Genomic DNA, 16,325 nt, shown 5'->3' with positions numbered 1-16,325 from the left:
TCAGGAAAAGTACTTCGGTACTGTCTGGTTATCTTCCACCCACACGGATTCGATGCCAGCCTCCCGCGCTGCCTCGATATTCTCTTTCACGTCATCGAAGAACACAGCGTCGCCCGCTGTAACGCCTTCCTGTTCCAGAACATGCTGGAAAATACCCGGTTCAGGCTTACGCATACCAATGTTTTGTGAGAGATAGATGGCATCAGTATTGGCTTCTATTTCCGGGTAGTTATGCGGCCAGAAATCGAGGTGCAAACGGTTGGTGTTGGACAACACCACTACGCGATGCCCTTTCTCACGTAGCGATTTAAAGATTTCAATCACTTCAGGCCGCAATCCAACAAAGACTGACTGCCAGCCCAAACTGAATTGTTCGAAACTCAGCGCGATGCCCATCTCATGACAAAGCTCGGCGGCAAAGTCTTGGTCGCTGATTTCTCCCCGCTCATGCTTTTGGAAGGCTTCTCCCATCGAGAATCGCTCGGTCAGCGTGGCAAGCGGTGTTCCGCTGAAATTGCTCCAGACGCCAAGGACACGTTTGAAATCAATATCAATAATGACGTTTCCCATATCAAAAATGTACAGCATTGCATGCTCCTGATTTCAAAGATGACTGTTAACTTTAGCGGTAAAACGTACAGGTGAACAGTGACAGAAGGAGGGGATGTTACGCAGGAGCAGAAAAAAAACATAAAAAAAACAGGGTACCAAAGGCACCCTGTTTCTGTGTAACGGCGTACGTGAAAGAAGATTACGCTTCTTTAGGACCACGCATTGCACGTTTACGATCGTTCTCGGTCAGGTGACGTTTACGAATACGCACAGACTGAGGAGTCACTTCGACCAGCTCGTCATCATCGATGAATTCCAGAGCTTGCTCCAGAGACATTTTGATTGCAGGAACCAGAGTCGTTGCTTCGTCAGTACCGGACGCACGCATGTTGGTCAGTTTCTTACCGGTCAGACAGTTCACAGTCAGGTCGTTAGAACGTGAGTGAATACCGATGATCTGGCCTTCATACACTTCTGCGCCGTGGCCCAGGAACAATTTACCGCGGTCTTGCAGGCTGTACAGTGCGAACGCAACTGCTTTACCCTGACCGTTAGAAATCAGCACGCCGTTCTGACGCTGGCCGATTTCGCCCTGACGAACGTCATCGTAGTGGCTGAACGTGGAGTACAGCAGACCGGTACCTGAAGTCATGGTCATGAATTCAGTACGGAAGCCGATCAGGCCACGTGCAGGGATCAGGTAATCAAGACGGATACGACCTTTACCGTCTGGGATCATGTCTTTGACATCGCCTTTACGCTCACCCATGGCCTGCATAACAGAACCCTGGTGTTGCTCTTCGATATCCAGTGTCACGTTCTCGAATGGCTCTTGCATGCGGCCATCGATTTTACGGTTGATTACTTTAGGACGGGAAACCGCCAGCTCGAAACCTTCACGACGCATGTTTTCGATCAGAACCGACAGGTGAAGTTCACCACGGCCTGAAACACGGAATGCATCAGCATCTTCAGTTTCGTCAACACGCAGTGCCACGTTGTGCACCAGTTCTTTGTTCAGACGATCAAGGATCTGACGTGAAGTCACATACTTGCCTTCTTTACCACAGAACGGAGAGGTGTTTACGCAGAAATACATGGTTACGGTTGGTTCATCAACGCTCAGCGCTGGCAGAGCTTCAACATTCGCCGGATCACAGATTGTGTCGGAGATGTTCAGTTCACCAAGGCCAGTGATCGCGATGATGTCGCCCGCTTCAGCAACGGTGGCTTCGATACGCTCAAGACCCATATGGGTCAGAACTTTACCGACTTTACCGTTACGGGTTTTGCCTTCGCTGTCGATGACAGTGATTTGTTGGTTTGGCTTAACGGTACCGCGTTTGATGCGGCCGATGCCGATGACGCCAACATAGTTGTTGTAGTCCAGCTGAGAGATTTGCATCTGGAACGGTGCATCCATCTCAACTTGTGGCGGAGATACGTGGTCAACGATCGCCTGGTACAACGGGGTCATGTCTTCGGCCATATCGTTATGGTCGTTACCCGCGATACCCATCAGTGCTGATGCATAGATGATTGGGAAATCGAGTTGTTCGTCGGTTGCGTCCAGGTTTACGAACAGGTCGAAGACCTGATCAACAACCCAGTCAGGACGCGCGCCAGGGCGGTCAACCTTGTTGATTACCACGATCGGTTTCAGACCATTAGCGAATGCTTTTTTGGTCACGAAACGGGTTTGCGGCATTGGGCCATCCATTGCATCCACAACCAGCAGCACCGAGTCGACCATTGACATCACACGCTCAACCTCACCGCCGAAATCGGCGTGTCCTGGGGTATCCACGATGTTGATGCGGTAGTCTTTCCAATTAATGGCGGTGTTTTTTGCGAGGATGGTAATCCCACGCTCTTTCTCCAAATCGTTGGAGTCCATTACGCGTTCAGTGGCTTCTACACGCTCTCCGAAAGTACCGGATTGTTGCAGCAGCTTGTCGACCAGGGTGGTTTTACCATGGTCAACGTGGGCAATAATGGCGATGTTACGCAAATTTTCGATCACAGCTTTGCCTCAGGCATTAGAAATAGCGCGCTATTGTACACGTATTAAGCGAGGTTCTAAACAAGATCACAAGGATCTTGTAGAAACAACTTAAGGATGGTTACTTTGTGATCCCTTTCACGGTGCAAAAAGAACACTGAACCAATATGACGCACCTTTTTGGTGCCTTGCATCTCACGATTAGCACCATTGTAGTGCATAAACTCCGTTATGGTGCATACTTATTGAGTGCAAGAGCCCTGTAAAATGGCGCTGTTTGGATTTTCTCAAAGTTGGCACACTTTTCGCTAATAGTTTTTAGGGTAAAAAGTTTTTACAGGGTGAAAAGAGTCTGACCAGACAAATGATAGTGCGGTTTAGGCTACACGCCAGTTCAAGTAAAGCTGTTATTTCCAACTAAAGACCAAAAATGGTTATTCGTTCCACGACGATAATGAGAAATTCGGGAGAACTAGTATGTCCGCTGAACACGTTTTGACGATGCTGAATGAGCATGAAGTGAAATTCGTAGATTTACGTTTCACTGATACCAAAGGCAAAGAACAGCACGTCACCATTCCTGCACACCAGGTTAGCGCTGACTTCTTCGAAGAAGGCAAAATGTTTGATGGCTCTTCAATCGGTGGCTGGAAAGGCATTAACGAATCTGACATGGTTCTGATGCCAGATGCCAGCACTGCTGTTCTTGACCCATTCTATGAAGAAACCACGCTGATCATCCGTTGCGACATCCTTGAGCCGACAACGCTGCAAGGTTATGACCGTGACCCACGTTCTACCGCAAAACGTGCAGAAGATTTCCTGCGCTCTTCCGGTATCGCGGACACCGTACTGTTCGGGCCAGAGCCAGAATTCTTCCTGTTTGATGATGTGCGCTTCGGCAGCAGCATCTCCGGTTCCCACGTCGCTATCGATGATATCGAAGGCGCATGGAACTCCAGCACCAAATACGAAGGCGGCAACAAAGGCCACCGTCCTGCAGTGAAAGGCGGTTACTTCCCGGTTCCTCCGGTCGACTCCTCCCAGGATCTGCGTTCTACCATGTGTCTGACCATGGAAGAAATGGGTCTGGTTGTTGAAGCTCACCACCACGAAGTGGCAACTGCTGGCCAGAACGAAGTGGCAACCCGCTTCAACACCCTGACCAAAAAAGCAGACGAAATCCAAATCTACAAATACGTGGTGCACAACGTGGCTCACGCATTTGGTAAAACAGCGACCTTCATGCCTAAACCAATGTTTGGCGATAACGGTTCCGGTATGCACTGCCACATGTCTTTGTCCAAGAACGGTAACAACCTGTTCGCTGGCGACAAATACGGCGGCCTGTCTGAAATGGCACTGTTCTACATCGGCGGTATCATCAAGCACGCTAAAGCAATCAACGCCTACGCTAACCCGACAACCAACTCCTACAAGCGTTTGGTCCCGGGCTACGAAGCGCCAGTTATGCTGGCTTACTCTGCGCGTAACCGTTCTGCCTCTATCCGTATTCCACACGTATCAAGCCCTAAAGCGATGCGTATCGAAGCGCGTTTCCCTGATCCAGCGGCTAACCCATACCTGGCGTTTGCAGCACTGATGATGGCTGGCCTGGACGGCATCATCAACAAGATCCACCCTGGCGATGCGATGGACAAAAACCTGTATGACCTGCCACCGGAAGAAGAAGCAGAAATTCCAAAAGTTGCAGGTTCACTGGAAGAAGCCCTGAACGCACTGAACGAAGACCGCGAGTTCCTGACCCGTGGCGGCGTGTTCACTGACGACGCTATCGAAGCGTATATCGATCTGCGTAAAGAAGAAATGGACCGCGTGCGTATGACTCCGCATCCGGTTGAATTCGAACTGTATTACAGCGTTTAAGCCCTTAACTCAGCGTTCGTCTTCAGGACGGACGCTGAGCGTAATACCCGACTGAAGGCCCGGTAGTGAGAAAACCTTCAGCGTCAAAATCAAGTCAGACGATTTAATTTGTTGCCGTGGAAACTTTCAGCCCATCTCCGGATGGGCTTTTTTCTCCACACTCTTTCCTGCTTAACCCCTCAGCCCCGTGATTTCGCCGGGTAACGAGATAAAATGCACCGATCAGGTGCGGGAGACTGCGGTATGGCAACTGGCAAACTGCCCGATGCTGGGCAGATCCTGAATTCCTTAATCAACAGCGTTCTGTTATTGGACGACGATTTGGCTGTGCATTACGCCAATCCGGCGGCTCAGCAATTACTGGCGCAAAGTTCCCGCAAACTTTTTGGCACACCGTTGCCTGAGCTGGTGGGATATTTTTCCCTGAATATCGAGTTGATGCGTGAAAGTCTGACTGCCGGACAGGGCTTTACAGACAGCGAAGTGACTCTGGTCGTGGATGGCCGCGCGCACGTGTTGTCACTGACCGCGCAGATGCTGCCGGAAGGCTTCATTTTGGTCGAACTGGCTCCGATGGATAATCAGCGTAAGCTGAGCCAGGAACAATTGCAGCACGCTCAACAGGTTGCCGCGCGTGATTTAATCCGCGGTCTGGCACATGAAATTAAAAACCCGCTCGGCGGTTTGCGTGGTGCAGCGCAGTTACTTTCAAGAGCGCTCCCCGATCCGGCGCTGCTGGAATACACCAAAGTCATTATTGAGCAGGCAGACCGCCTGCGTAATCTGGTCGACCGTTTGCTGGGGCCACAGCGCCCAAGCCAGCACGTTACGCAAAGTATTCATCAGGTTGCAGAGCGTGTTTGTCAGCTGGTATCGATGGAAAAGCCAGATAACGTTCAACTGGTGAGGGACTATGACCCAAGCCTGCCGGAACTGGCGCACGACCCCGATCAGATAGAACAGATTTTGTTAAACATCACCCGCAATGCCCTGCAGGCACTCGGGGAGGAAGGCGGCACAATTACACTGCGTACGCGCACTGCCTTCCAGATCACGTTACATGGTGTGCGTTATCGTCTGGCGGCCCGCATCGATATTGAAGATGACGGCCCCGGCGTACCGGGCCATTTGCAGGACACCCTTTTTTACCCCATGGTCAGTGGCCGCGAGGGGGGCACCGGTTTGGGCCTGTCCATCGCGCGCAGTTTGATTGATCAGCATTCGGGTAAAGTTGAATTTAACAGTTGGCCAGGTCATACCGAATTCTCGGTTTTCCTGCCTATTCGCCAGTGAGGTTCTTATGCAACGAGGGATAGTCTGGATCGTCGATGACGATAGCTCCATCCGCTGGGTTCTTGAACGTGCGCTCACTGGAGCCGGTTTAACCTGCACCACGTTTGACAGCGGTAATGAAGTGCTGGAAGCCATTGCGACTCAAACCCCTGACGTGTTGTTATCCGATATCCGCATGCCTGGGATGGACGGTTTAGCGCTGCTTAAGCAGATTAAACAACGCCATCCGATGCTTCCGGTCATCATAATGACAGCCCATTCCGATCTGGATGCTGCGGTCAGCGCCTATCAGCAAGGCGCGTTTGATTATCTGCCAAAACCGTTCGACATTGACGAAGCCGTGGCGCTGGTAGAGCGCGCCATCAGTCATTATCAGGAACAACAACAACCGGCCCGAACTCAGCCAGCCAGCGGCCCGACTGCTGACATTATTGGCGAAGCGCCAGCCATGCAGGACGTGTTCCGCATCATCGGCCGTTTGTCCCGCTCTTCAATCAGCGTGCTGATTAACGGCGAATCCGGTACCGGTAAAGAGCTGGTGGCTCATGCCTTGCATCGTCACAGCCCTCGCGCTAAAGCGCCTTTTATCGCGCTGAATATGGCGGCAATCCCGAAAGACCTGATCGAGTCCGAACTGTTCGGCCACGAAAAAGGGGCATTTACTGGAGCGAATACCGTTCGTCAGGGGCGTTTCGAGCAGGCCGACAATGGCACGCTGTTCCTGGATGAAATCGGTGATATGCCGCTCGATGTGCAAACCCGTCTTCTGCGCGTGCTGGCAGACGGTCAGTTCTACCGCGTCGGCGGCTATGCACCGGTGAAAGTGGACGTGCGAATCATTGCGGCGACCCACCAGAATCTGGAGCTTAGGGTTCAGGAAGGAAAATTCCGTGAGGATTTATTCCATCGCCTGAACGTTATCCGCGTCCATCTGCCACCGCTGCGTGAACGTCGTGAAGACATTCCGCGTCTGGCGCGTTACTTCCTGCAAGTGGCGGCAAAAGAACTGGGCGTGGAAGCAAAAAATCTGCATCCGGAAACCGAAACGGCGCTGACGCGTCTGCCGTGGCAAGGTAACGTGCGCCAGCTGGAAAACACTTGTCGCTGGCTGACGGTGATGGCGGCGGGCCAGGAAGTTCTGATTCAGGATTTGCCGAGTGAACTGTTTGAGACTTCTGCGCCGGAAGCAGGCGGACAGAGTTTGCCGGACAGCTGGGCAACGCTGCTGGCACAGTGGGCGGATCGCGCACTGCGCTCCGGTCATCAAAACCTGCTGTCGGAAGCACAACCTGAAATGGAGCGGACATTACTGACTACGGCGTTGCGCCATACTCAGGGGCATAAACAGGAAGCTGCACGGTTGCTGGGCTGGGGACGAAACACCCTTACCCGCAAACTAAAAGAACTGGGCATGGAATAATCCTTTCCTGCGCCAGACAGCAAAACAGCCGCGCATGCGGCTGTTTTGCTTTGTTTTGCGTTGATGCGAATCGATTTGCAGCGAAGAATCAGATAACGCGGGAGAATTGCTGCTGACGTACCTGCCGGCGCAGATAAATATCAAAACACATGCAGATATTACGGATCAGCAAACGTCCGCGCGGCGTGACCTGAATGTGTTTTTCACTCACCTCGACAAGCCCGTCTTCCGCCAGCGGCGTCAGCAGCGCCAGATCGTCGGCAAAATAATCGGTAAAGCGGATACCATAACGCTGTTCGATATCGGCGAAACTCAGCTCGAAATGGCAGATCAACGATTTAATAACATCGCGGCGCAGACAGTCGTCATCGGTCATTTCCAGACCGCGCCACAGTGCGTTCCCCTGCTCTTCAACTCTGGCGTAATACGTTTTGAGGTCTTTCTCGTTCTGCGCGTAGGTGTCGCCCAACATGCTGATGGCCGACACGCCCATGCCCAGTAAATCGCTGTCGCCCTGCGTGGTATATCCCTGGAAATTACGGTGAAGTTTGCCTTCACGCTGAGCAATCGCCAGTTCGTCATCAGGGCGCGCAAAGTGATCCATCCCGATAAACCGGTAACCGGACGCCGTCAGTGAACTGATGGTTTCCTGCAGGATTTTCAGTTTCTCTTCAGCACCGGGTAAGTCGGCATCTTTGATTTTGCGTTGTGCCGCGAACAGCTTCGGCATGTGAGCGTAGTTGAAAACGCTGAGACGGTCCGGATTGAGCGCCGCCACACGTTGCAGAGTATAAGCAAAACTTTCGGCGGTTTGTTTTGGCAAACCGTAAATCAGATCGATATTGGTTGAGTTGAAACCGAGCGCCCTGGCGCGTTCAATCAGCGCAAAGATGAACTCTTCATCCTGCTCGCGGTTAACCAGACGCTGCACTTCTTTGTTGAAATCCTGCACGCCCATGCTCAGGCGATTGAAGCCTTCGTTGCGCAGATGGTCCAGCACATCCAGCTCAATTTCACGCGGATCAATCTCCAGCGACATCTCAGCATCAGGCAGGATAGTGAAATGTTGACGCAGAAGGCTCATCAGACGGCCTATCTGGGCTTTGTTGAGATAAGTGGGAGTACCACCGCCCCAATGGAGCTGACTCACGTGACGGCCCTTAAAGAGCGGCGCACGGTGGCGGATCTCTTTACCGAGCACATTCAGATATTCTTCGGCTTTATGCTGCTGGCGGGTAACCAGTTTATTGCAGCCGCAGAAGTAGCAGAGCTTATGACAGAAAGGAATGTGGACATACAACGAGAGGGAACGATCCGGATAACGGGCAGCGGCTTTTTCAAAGGCTGCGTCGTTGTAGCTTTCGCTGAATTCAAGTGCGGTTGGGTAGGATGTGTACCGCGGGCCAGAGTAGTTGTACTTCTGGATCAGCGCTAAATCCCAAACGGTTGTCTGTTCTGACATGGTGACTCACTCCTTCCGGCGTCGGATGCTGCCGGTTCGCCTTACCGGCAGGCTGTTGGCCTGCCGTGCAAAGGTCGCTCTGCGCAAACGTGCTTTGGTTTTCGATAACCGTCGTAGTTTACCGAATAACCAAAGCAGATAACATGCAAAGAGTAAGGCTATTGCCGGAATGACCCAGCTCATGGCTTAGAAACCTTCTTTTGGATTCCCGCGCTTGAGCAACTGCATCATGTCTTCGTTCTTTTCTTCTTCTTCTTCGTCATCTTCATCATCGCCAAGTTCGATACCCAGCAGTTCCATCAGAACGTCGATGCGATCCAGAGTCTGATCAACATAAGCCTGATCTTCAGCGCTCAGGGCTTTACCGTCATCGATAAGATCCAGCAAAGCATCCAGACGTTGATCATTTTCCAGTAATGTCAGTTCTTCTTCCGGGGTCATTTTTGGTTTTGCATCTTGCACAGGCTGCGCCGCTTTCTTCGCTTTAGGTGCATTGTTCATGACGGTTTCAACAATCAGTGGCACGGCTTTTTTACTGCCAATGCGCGGATCGGTTTTCTTCGCGGCTGCACCACTTTGATTTTGGTTGGCATCCGGGTTCGCACGGGAACCAGCCTTACGGCCGCGGCGGCGGTTGTCACGTTTGCGTTCGCGCGCTTCAATATCGAGCTCGACGCGATTCTTTTTTCTCTTCGGTTTGGCTGTCGCGGTATTGGCGCGCGGGGCTTTCGCTGGCTGTTTCATGGATTCTGCTCTTAGGTGTGTACATTTAGTATAGATTTGCGGCGGAATCTAGCAGAAAGCGACCAAAGAAAAAAGGCAGCAAGTGGACCTTGCTGCCTTTTTCTTTCCTTCCTGCGAAGGATATTCAACAAACACTTTCCCTGTATAGCCTCAACGTCCCGGTTTTTCCTTTGCCTTTCAGGGCTTCCGGCCCCGTTCATCCTTAAAGCGCCATGCATTTCCCGTATTCCCTGAAGGCGTAAATCATCCGTGTTTCCATTCTTGCCTTCATCGCGTAAGAAAGACTTTACCCTATCGCCGCAAAGGCTCAAGATACCGCCCTGCCGTCTCACGCCTTCAGCCGATGCTCTGATGTTATCGAATTGAATTTAAAGTGAATTAAAATATACGGCGACTTAATTAGCGAAATAACCCGCATTATGAATAGCAAATGTCTTACATCATGAAGGCCATTTTCCCCCGCCTTCATCTCTGTGGTCCCTTCGCATCATCATTCGGATTGTAAAAAACACTGAACGTATCGCGGCGCTGTTGCAGTTATAATCTCCAGTCAGCCAGATACACAAGCCTCACGGAGACGCACGTTTTGACCAGCCAAACTTACAACTATCATATGACCCATTTCGTCATGAGCGCCCCGGATATCCGGCATCTGCCGAGTGACGCAGGCATTGAAGTCGCATTTGCTGGTCGCTCAAACGCCGGCAAATCCAGTGCATTGAATACGCTGACCCAGCAGAAAAGCCTGGCACGTATCAGTAAAACCCCTGGCCGTACGCAATTAATTAACCTGTTTGAAGTGGAGCCAGGAATTCGTCTGGTCGACCTTCCGGGTTATGGCTATGCTCAGGTTCCGGAAGAGATGAAACGCAAATGGCAGCGCTCACTGGGTGAGTATCTGCAAATGCGTAATTCACTGAAAGGGCTGGTGGTGCTGATGGATATCCGTCACCCGCTGAAAGATCTCGATCAGCAAATGATTCAGTGGGCCGTGGATGTCGGTACGCCGGTGATGCTGCTGCTGACTAAGGCCGATAAACTGGCTTCCGGCGCACGTCAGGCACAGATCAAAATGGTACGCGAAGCAGTAAAAGAATTTATGGGGGACATTCAGGTTGAAGCGTTCTCTTCACCCAAAAAAATGGGTGTGGATAAACTCAGTGATAAACTGGACACCTGGTTTAATGAAATCCCGCCAGAAGTAGTGGAAGACGAATTGTCAGGCGAGTAAGTCGCAGGCAGGATCGTAAGTAAAGAACATGACGGGTGGCCTGCAGGTCGCCCGTTTTTTTATGTGCTTTTTTAACATGGCTGCCTATAACCCCAAAAAATGCGGGATAACGCAGTGAAAAGCACAATAAAAAACGCCCCAGACATAAATGCCTGGGGCGGCTAAAATATTCAGCCAAATCCGATTACGTGAAGTAAAAGGTCTGAAAGATAGAACATCTTACCTCTGTACCCTACAAGAGGAACTTTACCCTATTTCATGACGGGGAAAAAGAACTTTTTGTAGTTTACTTACACAAAAACTGCGGATTATGCGATCACCTTCATGGTCTGAGGCCATAATCCTGTAGCTTAATTACAATAAAAGCTTAATAACTATTCACTTAGTGAGCCTGATCCCAGTTCTCACCCGTACCGACATCCACTTTCAATGGAACGGCCAGTTCCATGCTCGCTTCCATCAGGCTACGAATTTTCTCACTGGCTGCCGCAACGTCGTCATTGTGCACTTCAAAGACCAGTTCATCATGTACCTGCATGATAATGCGCGCGCGCGGAGCATCCGGCTGTTTCAGCCAGTCAGCGACGCTTATCATGGCGCGTTTGATGATATCAGCCGCAGTTCCCTGCATCGGGGCATTGATCGCGGCACGCTCGGCACCTTTACGGCGCATTGCGTTGCTGGACTTGATGTCCGGCAGATACAGCCGGCGACCATCCAGCGTTTCAACGTAGCCCTGTTCAGAAGCCTGCGTACGGGTGCGTTCCATGTATTCGAGCACGCCAGGATAGCGCTCAAAATACAAATCCATATAACGCTGGGACTCTTTACGCGGAATGTTCAGCTGGCGGGAAAGACCGAACGCGCTCATACCGTAGATCAGCCCGAAGTTAATCGCCTTCGCGCTGCGGCGTTGCTCGCCGGTCACACTTTCCAGCGGCGTACCGAAGACTTCAGCAGCTGTCGCCCGGTGGATATCTTTTCCTTCGGCAAATGCTGTCAGCAAACCTGCATCTTTCGACAGATGCGCCATGATCCTAAGTTCGATTTGCGAGTAGTCGGCAGCCAGAATGCAGTAATCTTTCGGAGCGATAAACGCCTGACGAATACGTCGGCCTTCGTCGTTACGCACCGGGATGTTTTGCAGGTTTGGATCACTGGAGGACAGACGCCCGGTGGCCGTCACAGCCTGATGGTAAGACGTGTGTACACGTCCGGACTGAGGGTTGATCATCAACGGCAGTTTGTCGGTATAGGTCGATTTGAGCTTCGCCAGGCCGCGATATTCCAGAATGACTTTTGGCAATGGATAATCCAGCGCCAGTTCAGCTAACACTTCTTCGTTCGTCGAAGGCGCGCCACCCGGTGTTTTCTTCAGAATCGGCAATTTCTGTTTTTCATACAGAATGGCCTGCAGCTGCTTGGTCGAGGACAAGTTGAAAGGCTCTTCAGCCAGTTCATGCGCCCTGGTTTCCAATTCATTCAGGCGGATGGCCAGTTCTTTAGAGTGCGCGGCCAAAATGTTCTGGTCGATCAGAACGCCGGTGCGTTCGATATGCGACAAAACAGGGACCAGCGGCATCTCAATATCGGTGAAGACTTTCTTCAGCGATTCGCTTTCCTGGATGCGCGGCCACAACGTCTGGTGCAACTGCAAGGTGACATCAGCATCTTCCGCTGCATACGGGGCGGCTTGTTCAAGAGCGATCTGGTTGAAAGTGAGCTGATTTTTGCCCTTTCCGGCAATCTCTTCAAAACCGACCGTTTTATGGCCGAGATAACGATCCGCAAGACTGTCCATATCATGACGGCCTGACACACTGTCGAGTACGTATGACTCAAGCATGGTATCGAATGCGATCCCTTTCATCTCAATGTCATAACGCAGCAGAATACCGCGGTCGAACTTCAGATTTTGTCCGACTTTCAGCTGCTTTTCATCTTCCAGTAAAGGCTTGAGCTGTTTCAGAACGTCAGCGCGATCTAATTGCACCGGCGCGTCAAGATAGTCGTGAGCCACGGGAAGATACGCCGCTTTACCCGCTTGCGTTGCAAAAGATAAACCAATCAGATTCGCTGTCAGCGTATCCAGGCCATCCGTTTCCGTATCAAACGCGAAAACATCAGAAGCTTTCAGGTAGCCAATCCATTCATCAAGCGTTGCCTGATCCAGAATGGTGACATAACCGTCCTGTGTTAGCTGATTACGCTCGACGGGTTCTGAAGCCAGCGTCTCTTCAGCTGCGGCACCTTTCTTACCGGATGTCGTCGCTTTTGCCGCTGACTTTTTACCGCTCAACCAGGTACCCGATTCAACATCTGCCAGCCAGCGCTTGAACTCATAACGACCAAAGAGCTGATGAAGTTCATCTGCATTCGGCTCATTAACGGTCAGCTCAGCGCATGTGACGTCCAGCTCAACGTCAGTTTTGATGGTCGCCAGTTTATAGGAGAGATAAGCAACGTCTTTATTGTCGGCAAGTTTAGCAGCCATGGTTTTGGAACCACGGAAACTCAATGTAGAAATTTTATCGAGATCGGCATACAGCGCATCAAGACCACCGATGCCTTGCAACAGCGCCTGCGCCGTTTTCTCACCCACGCCGGGAACACCGGGGATGTTGTCCGAGGAGTCACCCATCAATGCCAGGAAATCGATGATCAGTTCAGGAGGGACGCCGTATTTTTCAACGACTTCATCCGGCCCAAGGATCGCATTGTTCATGGTATTAATCAGCGTCACGCCGGGCGTGACCAATTGCGCCATGTCTTTATCACCGGTGCTGATCAGTACCGCATGTCCGGCCTTTTCAGCTTCGAGAGCCAGTGTGCCAATCACGTCGTCCGCTTCCACGCCAGATACCACCAGTAATGGCAGCCCCATGGCTTTAACCATCTGGTGCAATGGTTCAATCTGCGAACGGAGATCGTCAGGCATTGGCGGGCGGTGAGATTTGTACTGATCAAAGAGCTCATCACGGAAGGTTTTGCCTTTCGCGTCAAACACCACAGCAACGTGGCTTGGGGTGTATTGCAGCAATAAGCTACGCAACATGTTAAGCACGCCGTACATCGCGCCGGTTGGCTCACCCACAGAGTTTGTCAGCGGGGGGAACGCATGGTAAGCGCGGTAGAGGTAGGACGAACCGTCTACCAGTATCAATGGGTTTTCTGCTATCTGGGCCATAACTCTTCTTTATTCGTGATCAGACATACGCTAAGGATGCCATAGCCAGCGAGAAAGACGAACCTTACGAGGGAAATTCATTGCGATAATGCGGGGGATCTCGAAGGATCTTCCTGTGGATAACTTTGTGAATAGTTTTGATGAGAAATTATTAATGAGATGTATTGAGAAAAAAATTTACCATTTTACTCACTGCTTTCATCAGGTTATCTGATTTTTGCATGAAACATTCATGTAATAGAAGCTTAATAGCTATTGTGGATAGTAATATTTGTGAGACGACATCATACAAATAAAATCAATTATATTTCAGATTTTTTATTTGGCCAGGCCGTAAATTCGAAAGGATATAATGCCAGCCGGATGGCTGGCATTGAGAAGACGATATCTTATTTTTTGGTGGCTAGGAAATTGATAACATCTGAATATTGTTTGACATACATATCCATTGAGCTGGTATCAAGGCCATCATTTTTAACCATATATTTGCCATTCACAAATACAGATGGGACACCTTGCAGGCCTAAATCAGCGGCGGCTTTTTCCTGCTGTACGACGAGAGATTTCACCACAAAACTATTCAGTGCGGCATCGTAATCTTCGCCTTTCACGCCAGCCTGAATAAAGACTTTGCGGATATCATCGGCATTCTGAACGGACTGTTGTTTTTGTACGGCATCAAACATCAGTGGGCTGACTTTATCTTCAACGCCCAACGCGATTGCCACAGCCCATGCCTGAGTTAATTGCTTACCTAACGGGCCCAGGAATTCCACATGGTATTTGGTGTATTTAACGTCTTTTGGCAGGTTCTTACGGATGCTGTCAGACACATGCCAAACTTGTTCAAATTGATAACAGTGCGGGCAATAAAATGAGAAGAACTCGAGTACCTGCGGCTCATTAGCAACGGTTTTATCTAAAGTAACGTACTGTGCACCATCAGAAAATTGTGCCGCAGACACACTGAAGGCCATAACCATACCAACCAGTGCCAGGAATATCTTTTTCATATAAAGCCTATCTCCAATTAATTAAACTTCGAACATTAAACGTGACTTAATACATTGGCATCAACTGCAAAGGAGGTGCCTTTAGTTTCTTAATTTGCTCGTTAAAAGCAGCAATCTGGCCTCGCCAAAAGTCTTCATCCGTCATCCACGGAAAACTTTTAGGGAATGCAGGGTCTTCCCAGCGGCGCGCGACCCAGGCCAGATAATAAACCATGCGCATCGCGCGCAGCGGTTCAATGAGTGCCAGCTCGCGAGAGTCAAAATCGGCGAATTCTTCATACGCTTCGAGCAATACATCCAGCTGAAGGCGCTGCTCACTTTGATCCCCGTGCAACAACATCCAGAGATCCTGTATCGCCGGGCCATTGCGGGCATCATCCATATCGACAAACAGCGGCCCATCACGCCAGAGAATGTTCCCCGGGTGGCAATCGCCGTGCAAACGCAAAGGTTTCCAGTCCGTATGCCAATATGTTTGTGTGGTATTGATCAGATTATCTGTCGCCAGCAAGAAAGGCTCGCGCAGACTCTTCGGGATCAGAGGGCATTGTGCGAGAACTTCACGCGGCTGTACGAGATATTCATCCAGCCCCATTGTCGGACGAGCAGTAAAAAGGCTCTCACTGCCCACCTGATGAATACGTCCCAGGAAACGCCCAACCCACTCCAGCTGATCAAGGTTATCTATTTCATACTGCCGACCACCTACGCTGGGAAACACGGTAAACATGTAACCCTGATGGTGATGCAACGTATTTTCATTGATAGAAAGCGGGGCAACGGCCGGTATTTCAGCCTCGGACATATCATGTGAAAAAAGATGCTCTTCATGGATCTGTTCCTCACTCCAGCGTTCCGGACGATAGAACTTCACCACATAGCGTTTTCTGTCTTCACAGAGAAACTGATATACCCGATTTTCATAGCTGTTTAATGCAGTGAGCCCGGACTCTGCGCGCAGACCGACACTCTCGAGTGCATCAAGGATAAGATCCGGCGACAATGCCTGAAAATTGAAAGCTGAACTATTCATAACTTCATTCGGATTGGCCGCACAGAAAAATGATAATGGGAAATAGTATCACCTATTTTTCGTGGTTCGCATGAAGTTCACATAAGTTTACATCAATCTTTAATCACACCACGGGCTCGCAGAAGCGCCGTTTTAAAGTCATCCTCATAGTCTTTCTTCAGACCGGGAATTTCCGCAGAGCTTTCTGTTCCACGCATTTTCAGGTGATAAATCAATGTGTCATCACTCAGTTCCGCCAATGGGCCCTGATAACCGCATTCACCCGCCAGCTTCTGGATAAACTCCATCAGGTTAAGATCACTGTCTTCTTTCCAGGCTGGGTGCAGTAATTCAATCAGCTCATTGACGCGATGTTCTTTCATGAGGTTTCTTCCTTTATTTGTTGAGTCCCTAAAAATAACAGGGTTATTTCTTCAGGGGAAGGACAAGCTGACATGACAAAGTTAAATCTGCTTGCGTTGAAAATTTGACGTTACAATGGCCGGAATACAAAGATTTTGG

12 protein-coding genes are annotated in these 16,325 nt (G+C 50.4%); 4 read left to right on the top strand and 8 right to left on the bottom strand.

Going from position 1 to position 16,325, the window contains the following annotated elements:
* Window positions 1–588, bottom strand: a complete 588-nt coding sequence (gene yihX / locus ABSH60_RS09820) for a glucose-1-phosphatase (protein WP_390973770.1) — start codon at window positions 586–588, stop codon at window positions 1–3.
* Window positions 589–751: 163 nt separating this feature from the next.
* A complete protein-coding gene (gene typA / locus ABSH60_RS09815) occupies window positions 752–2,575 on the bottom strand; it encodes a ribosome-dependent GTPase TypA (RefSeq protein ID WP_056777589.1) in 1,824 nt (607 codons plus the stop codon).
* Between the two features lie 456 nt (window positions 2,576–3,031).
* On the opposite strand from typA, the gene glnA reads away from it, so the two are divergent.
* The 3 genes from glnA to glnG all read left to right on the top strand — a co-directional run bounded on the left by glnA (window position 3,032) and on the right by glnG (window position 7,154).
* On the top strand, window positions 3,032–4,441 hold the full coding sequence (glnA, locus tag ABSH60_RS09810) for a glutamate--ammonia ligase (RefSeq protein WP_056777594.1): 1,410 nt from the start codon (window positions 3,032–3,034) through the stop codon (window positions 4,439–4,441).
* Window positions 4,442–4,684: 243 nt separating this feature from the next.
* Entirely contained in the window at window positions 4,685–5,734 is a 1,050-nt protein-coding gene (gene glnL, locus ABSH60_RS09805) for a nitrogen regulation protein NR(II) (protein WP_056777597.1), read from the top strand.
* Between the two features lie 7 nt (window positions 5,735–5,741).
* Window positions 5,742–7,154, top strand: a complete 1,413-nt coding sequence (glnG, locus tag ABSH60_RS09800) for a nitrogen regulation protein NR(I) (RefSeq protein ID WP_056777602.1) — start codon at window positions 5,742–5,744, stop codon at window positions 7,152–7,154.
* An 88-nt stretch (window positions 7,155–7,242) separates the two neighbouring features.
* Here glnG and hemN read toward each other — a convergent pair whose 3' ends face one another.
* Together hemN and yihI are read right to left on the bottom strand one after the other, a co-directional pair.
* Window positions 7,243–8,616 (bottom strand): oxygen-independent coproporphyrinogen III oxidase, encoded by a 1,374-nt coding sequence (gene hemN / locus ABSH60_RS09795; RefSeq protein WP_390973766.1) that lies wholly within the window; start codon window positions 8,614–8,616, stop codon window positions 7,243–7,245.
* A 186-nt stretch (window positions 8,617–8,802) separates the two neighbouring features.
* Window positions 8,803–9,360 carry a Der GTPase-activating protein YihI gene (gene yihI / locus ABSH60_RS09790; protein ID WP_136375025.1) on the bottom strand — a complete coding sequence of 186 codons (558 nt, stop codon included), beginning with the start codon at window positions 9,358–9,360 and terminating at the stop codon, window positions 8,803–8,805.
* Between the two features lie 586 nt (window positions 9,361–9,946).
* On the opposite strand from yihI, the gene yihA reads away from it, so the two are divergent.
* Entirely contained in the window at window positions 9,947–10,591 is a 645-nt protein-coding gene (gene yihA, locus ABSH60_RS09785; RefSeq protein WP_390973764.1) for a ribosome biogenesis GTP-binding protein YihA/YsxC, read from the top strand.
* A gap of 382 nt (window positions 10,592–10,973) precedes the next feature.
* On the opposite strand, the gene polA is transcribed toward yihA, so the two are convergent.
* The 4 genes from polA to ABSH60_RS09765 form a co-directional block, all read right to left on the bottom strand.
* Window positions 10,974–13,778, bottom strand: coding sequence for a DNA polymerase I (gene polA / locus ABSH60_RS09780; RefSeq protein WP_390973762.1), 2,805 nt, complete (start codon window positions 13,776–13,778; stop codon window positions 10,974–10,976).
* A 389-nt stretch (window positions 13,779–14,167) separates the two neighbouring features.
* A complete protein-coding gene (gene dsbA / locus ABSH60_RS09775) occupies window positions 14,168–14,791 on the bottom strand; it encodes a thiol:disulfide interchange protein DsbA (protein WP_056777623.1) in 624 nt (207 codons plus the stop codon).
* Between the two features lie 46 nt (window positions 14,792–14,837).
* A complete protein-coding gene (locus ABSH60_RS09770) occupies window positions 14,838–15,824 on the bottom strand; it encodes a serine/threonine protein kinase (RefSeq protein ID WP_056777627.1) in 987 nt (328 codons plus the stop codon).
* A gap of 92 nt (window positions 15,825–15,916) precedes the next feature.
* Window positions 15,917–16,186 (bottom strand): YihD family protein, encoded by a 270-nt coding sequence (locus ABSH60_RS09765; protein ID WP_122097113.1) that lies wholly within the window; start codon window positions 16,184–16,186, stop codon window positions 15,917–15,919.
* Between the last annotated feature and the right edge of the window lie 139 nt (window positions 16,187–16,325).

Origin of the sequence: Rahnella sp. R3(2024), from assembly GCF_042920125.1 — a bacterium.
In the GTDB taxonomy this organism is placed as follows: domain Bacteria; phylum Pseudomonadota; class Gammaproteobacteria; order Enterobacterales; family Enterobacteriaceae; genus Rahnella; species Rahnella rivi.
The sequence above is the reverse complement of the archived record's forward strand: the minus strand, read 5'-3'. Positions and strand labels throughout refer to the sequence as shown.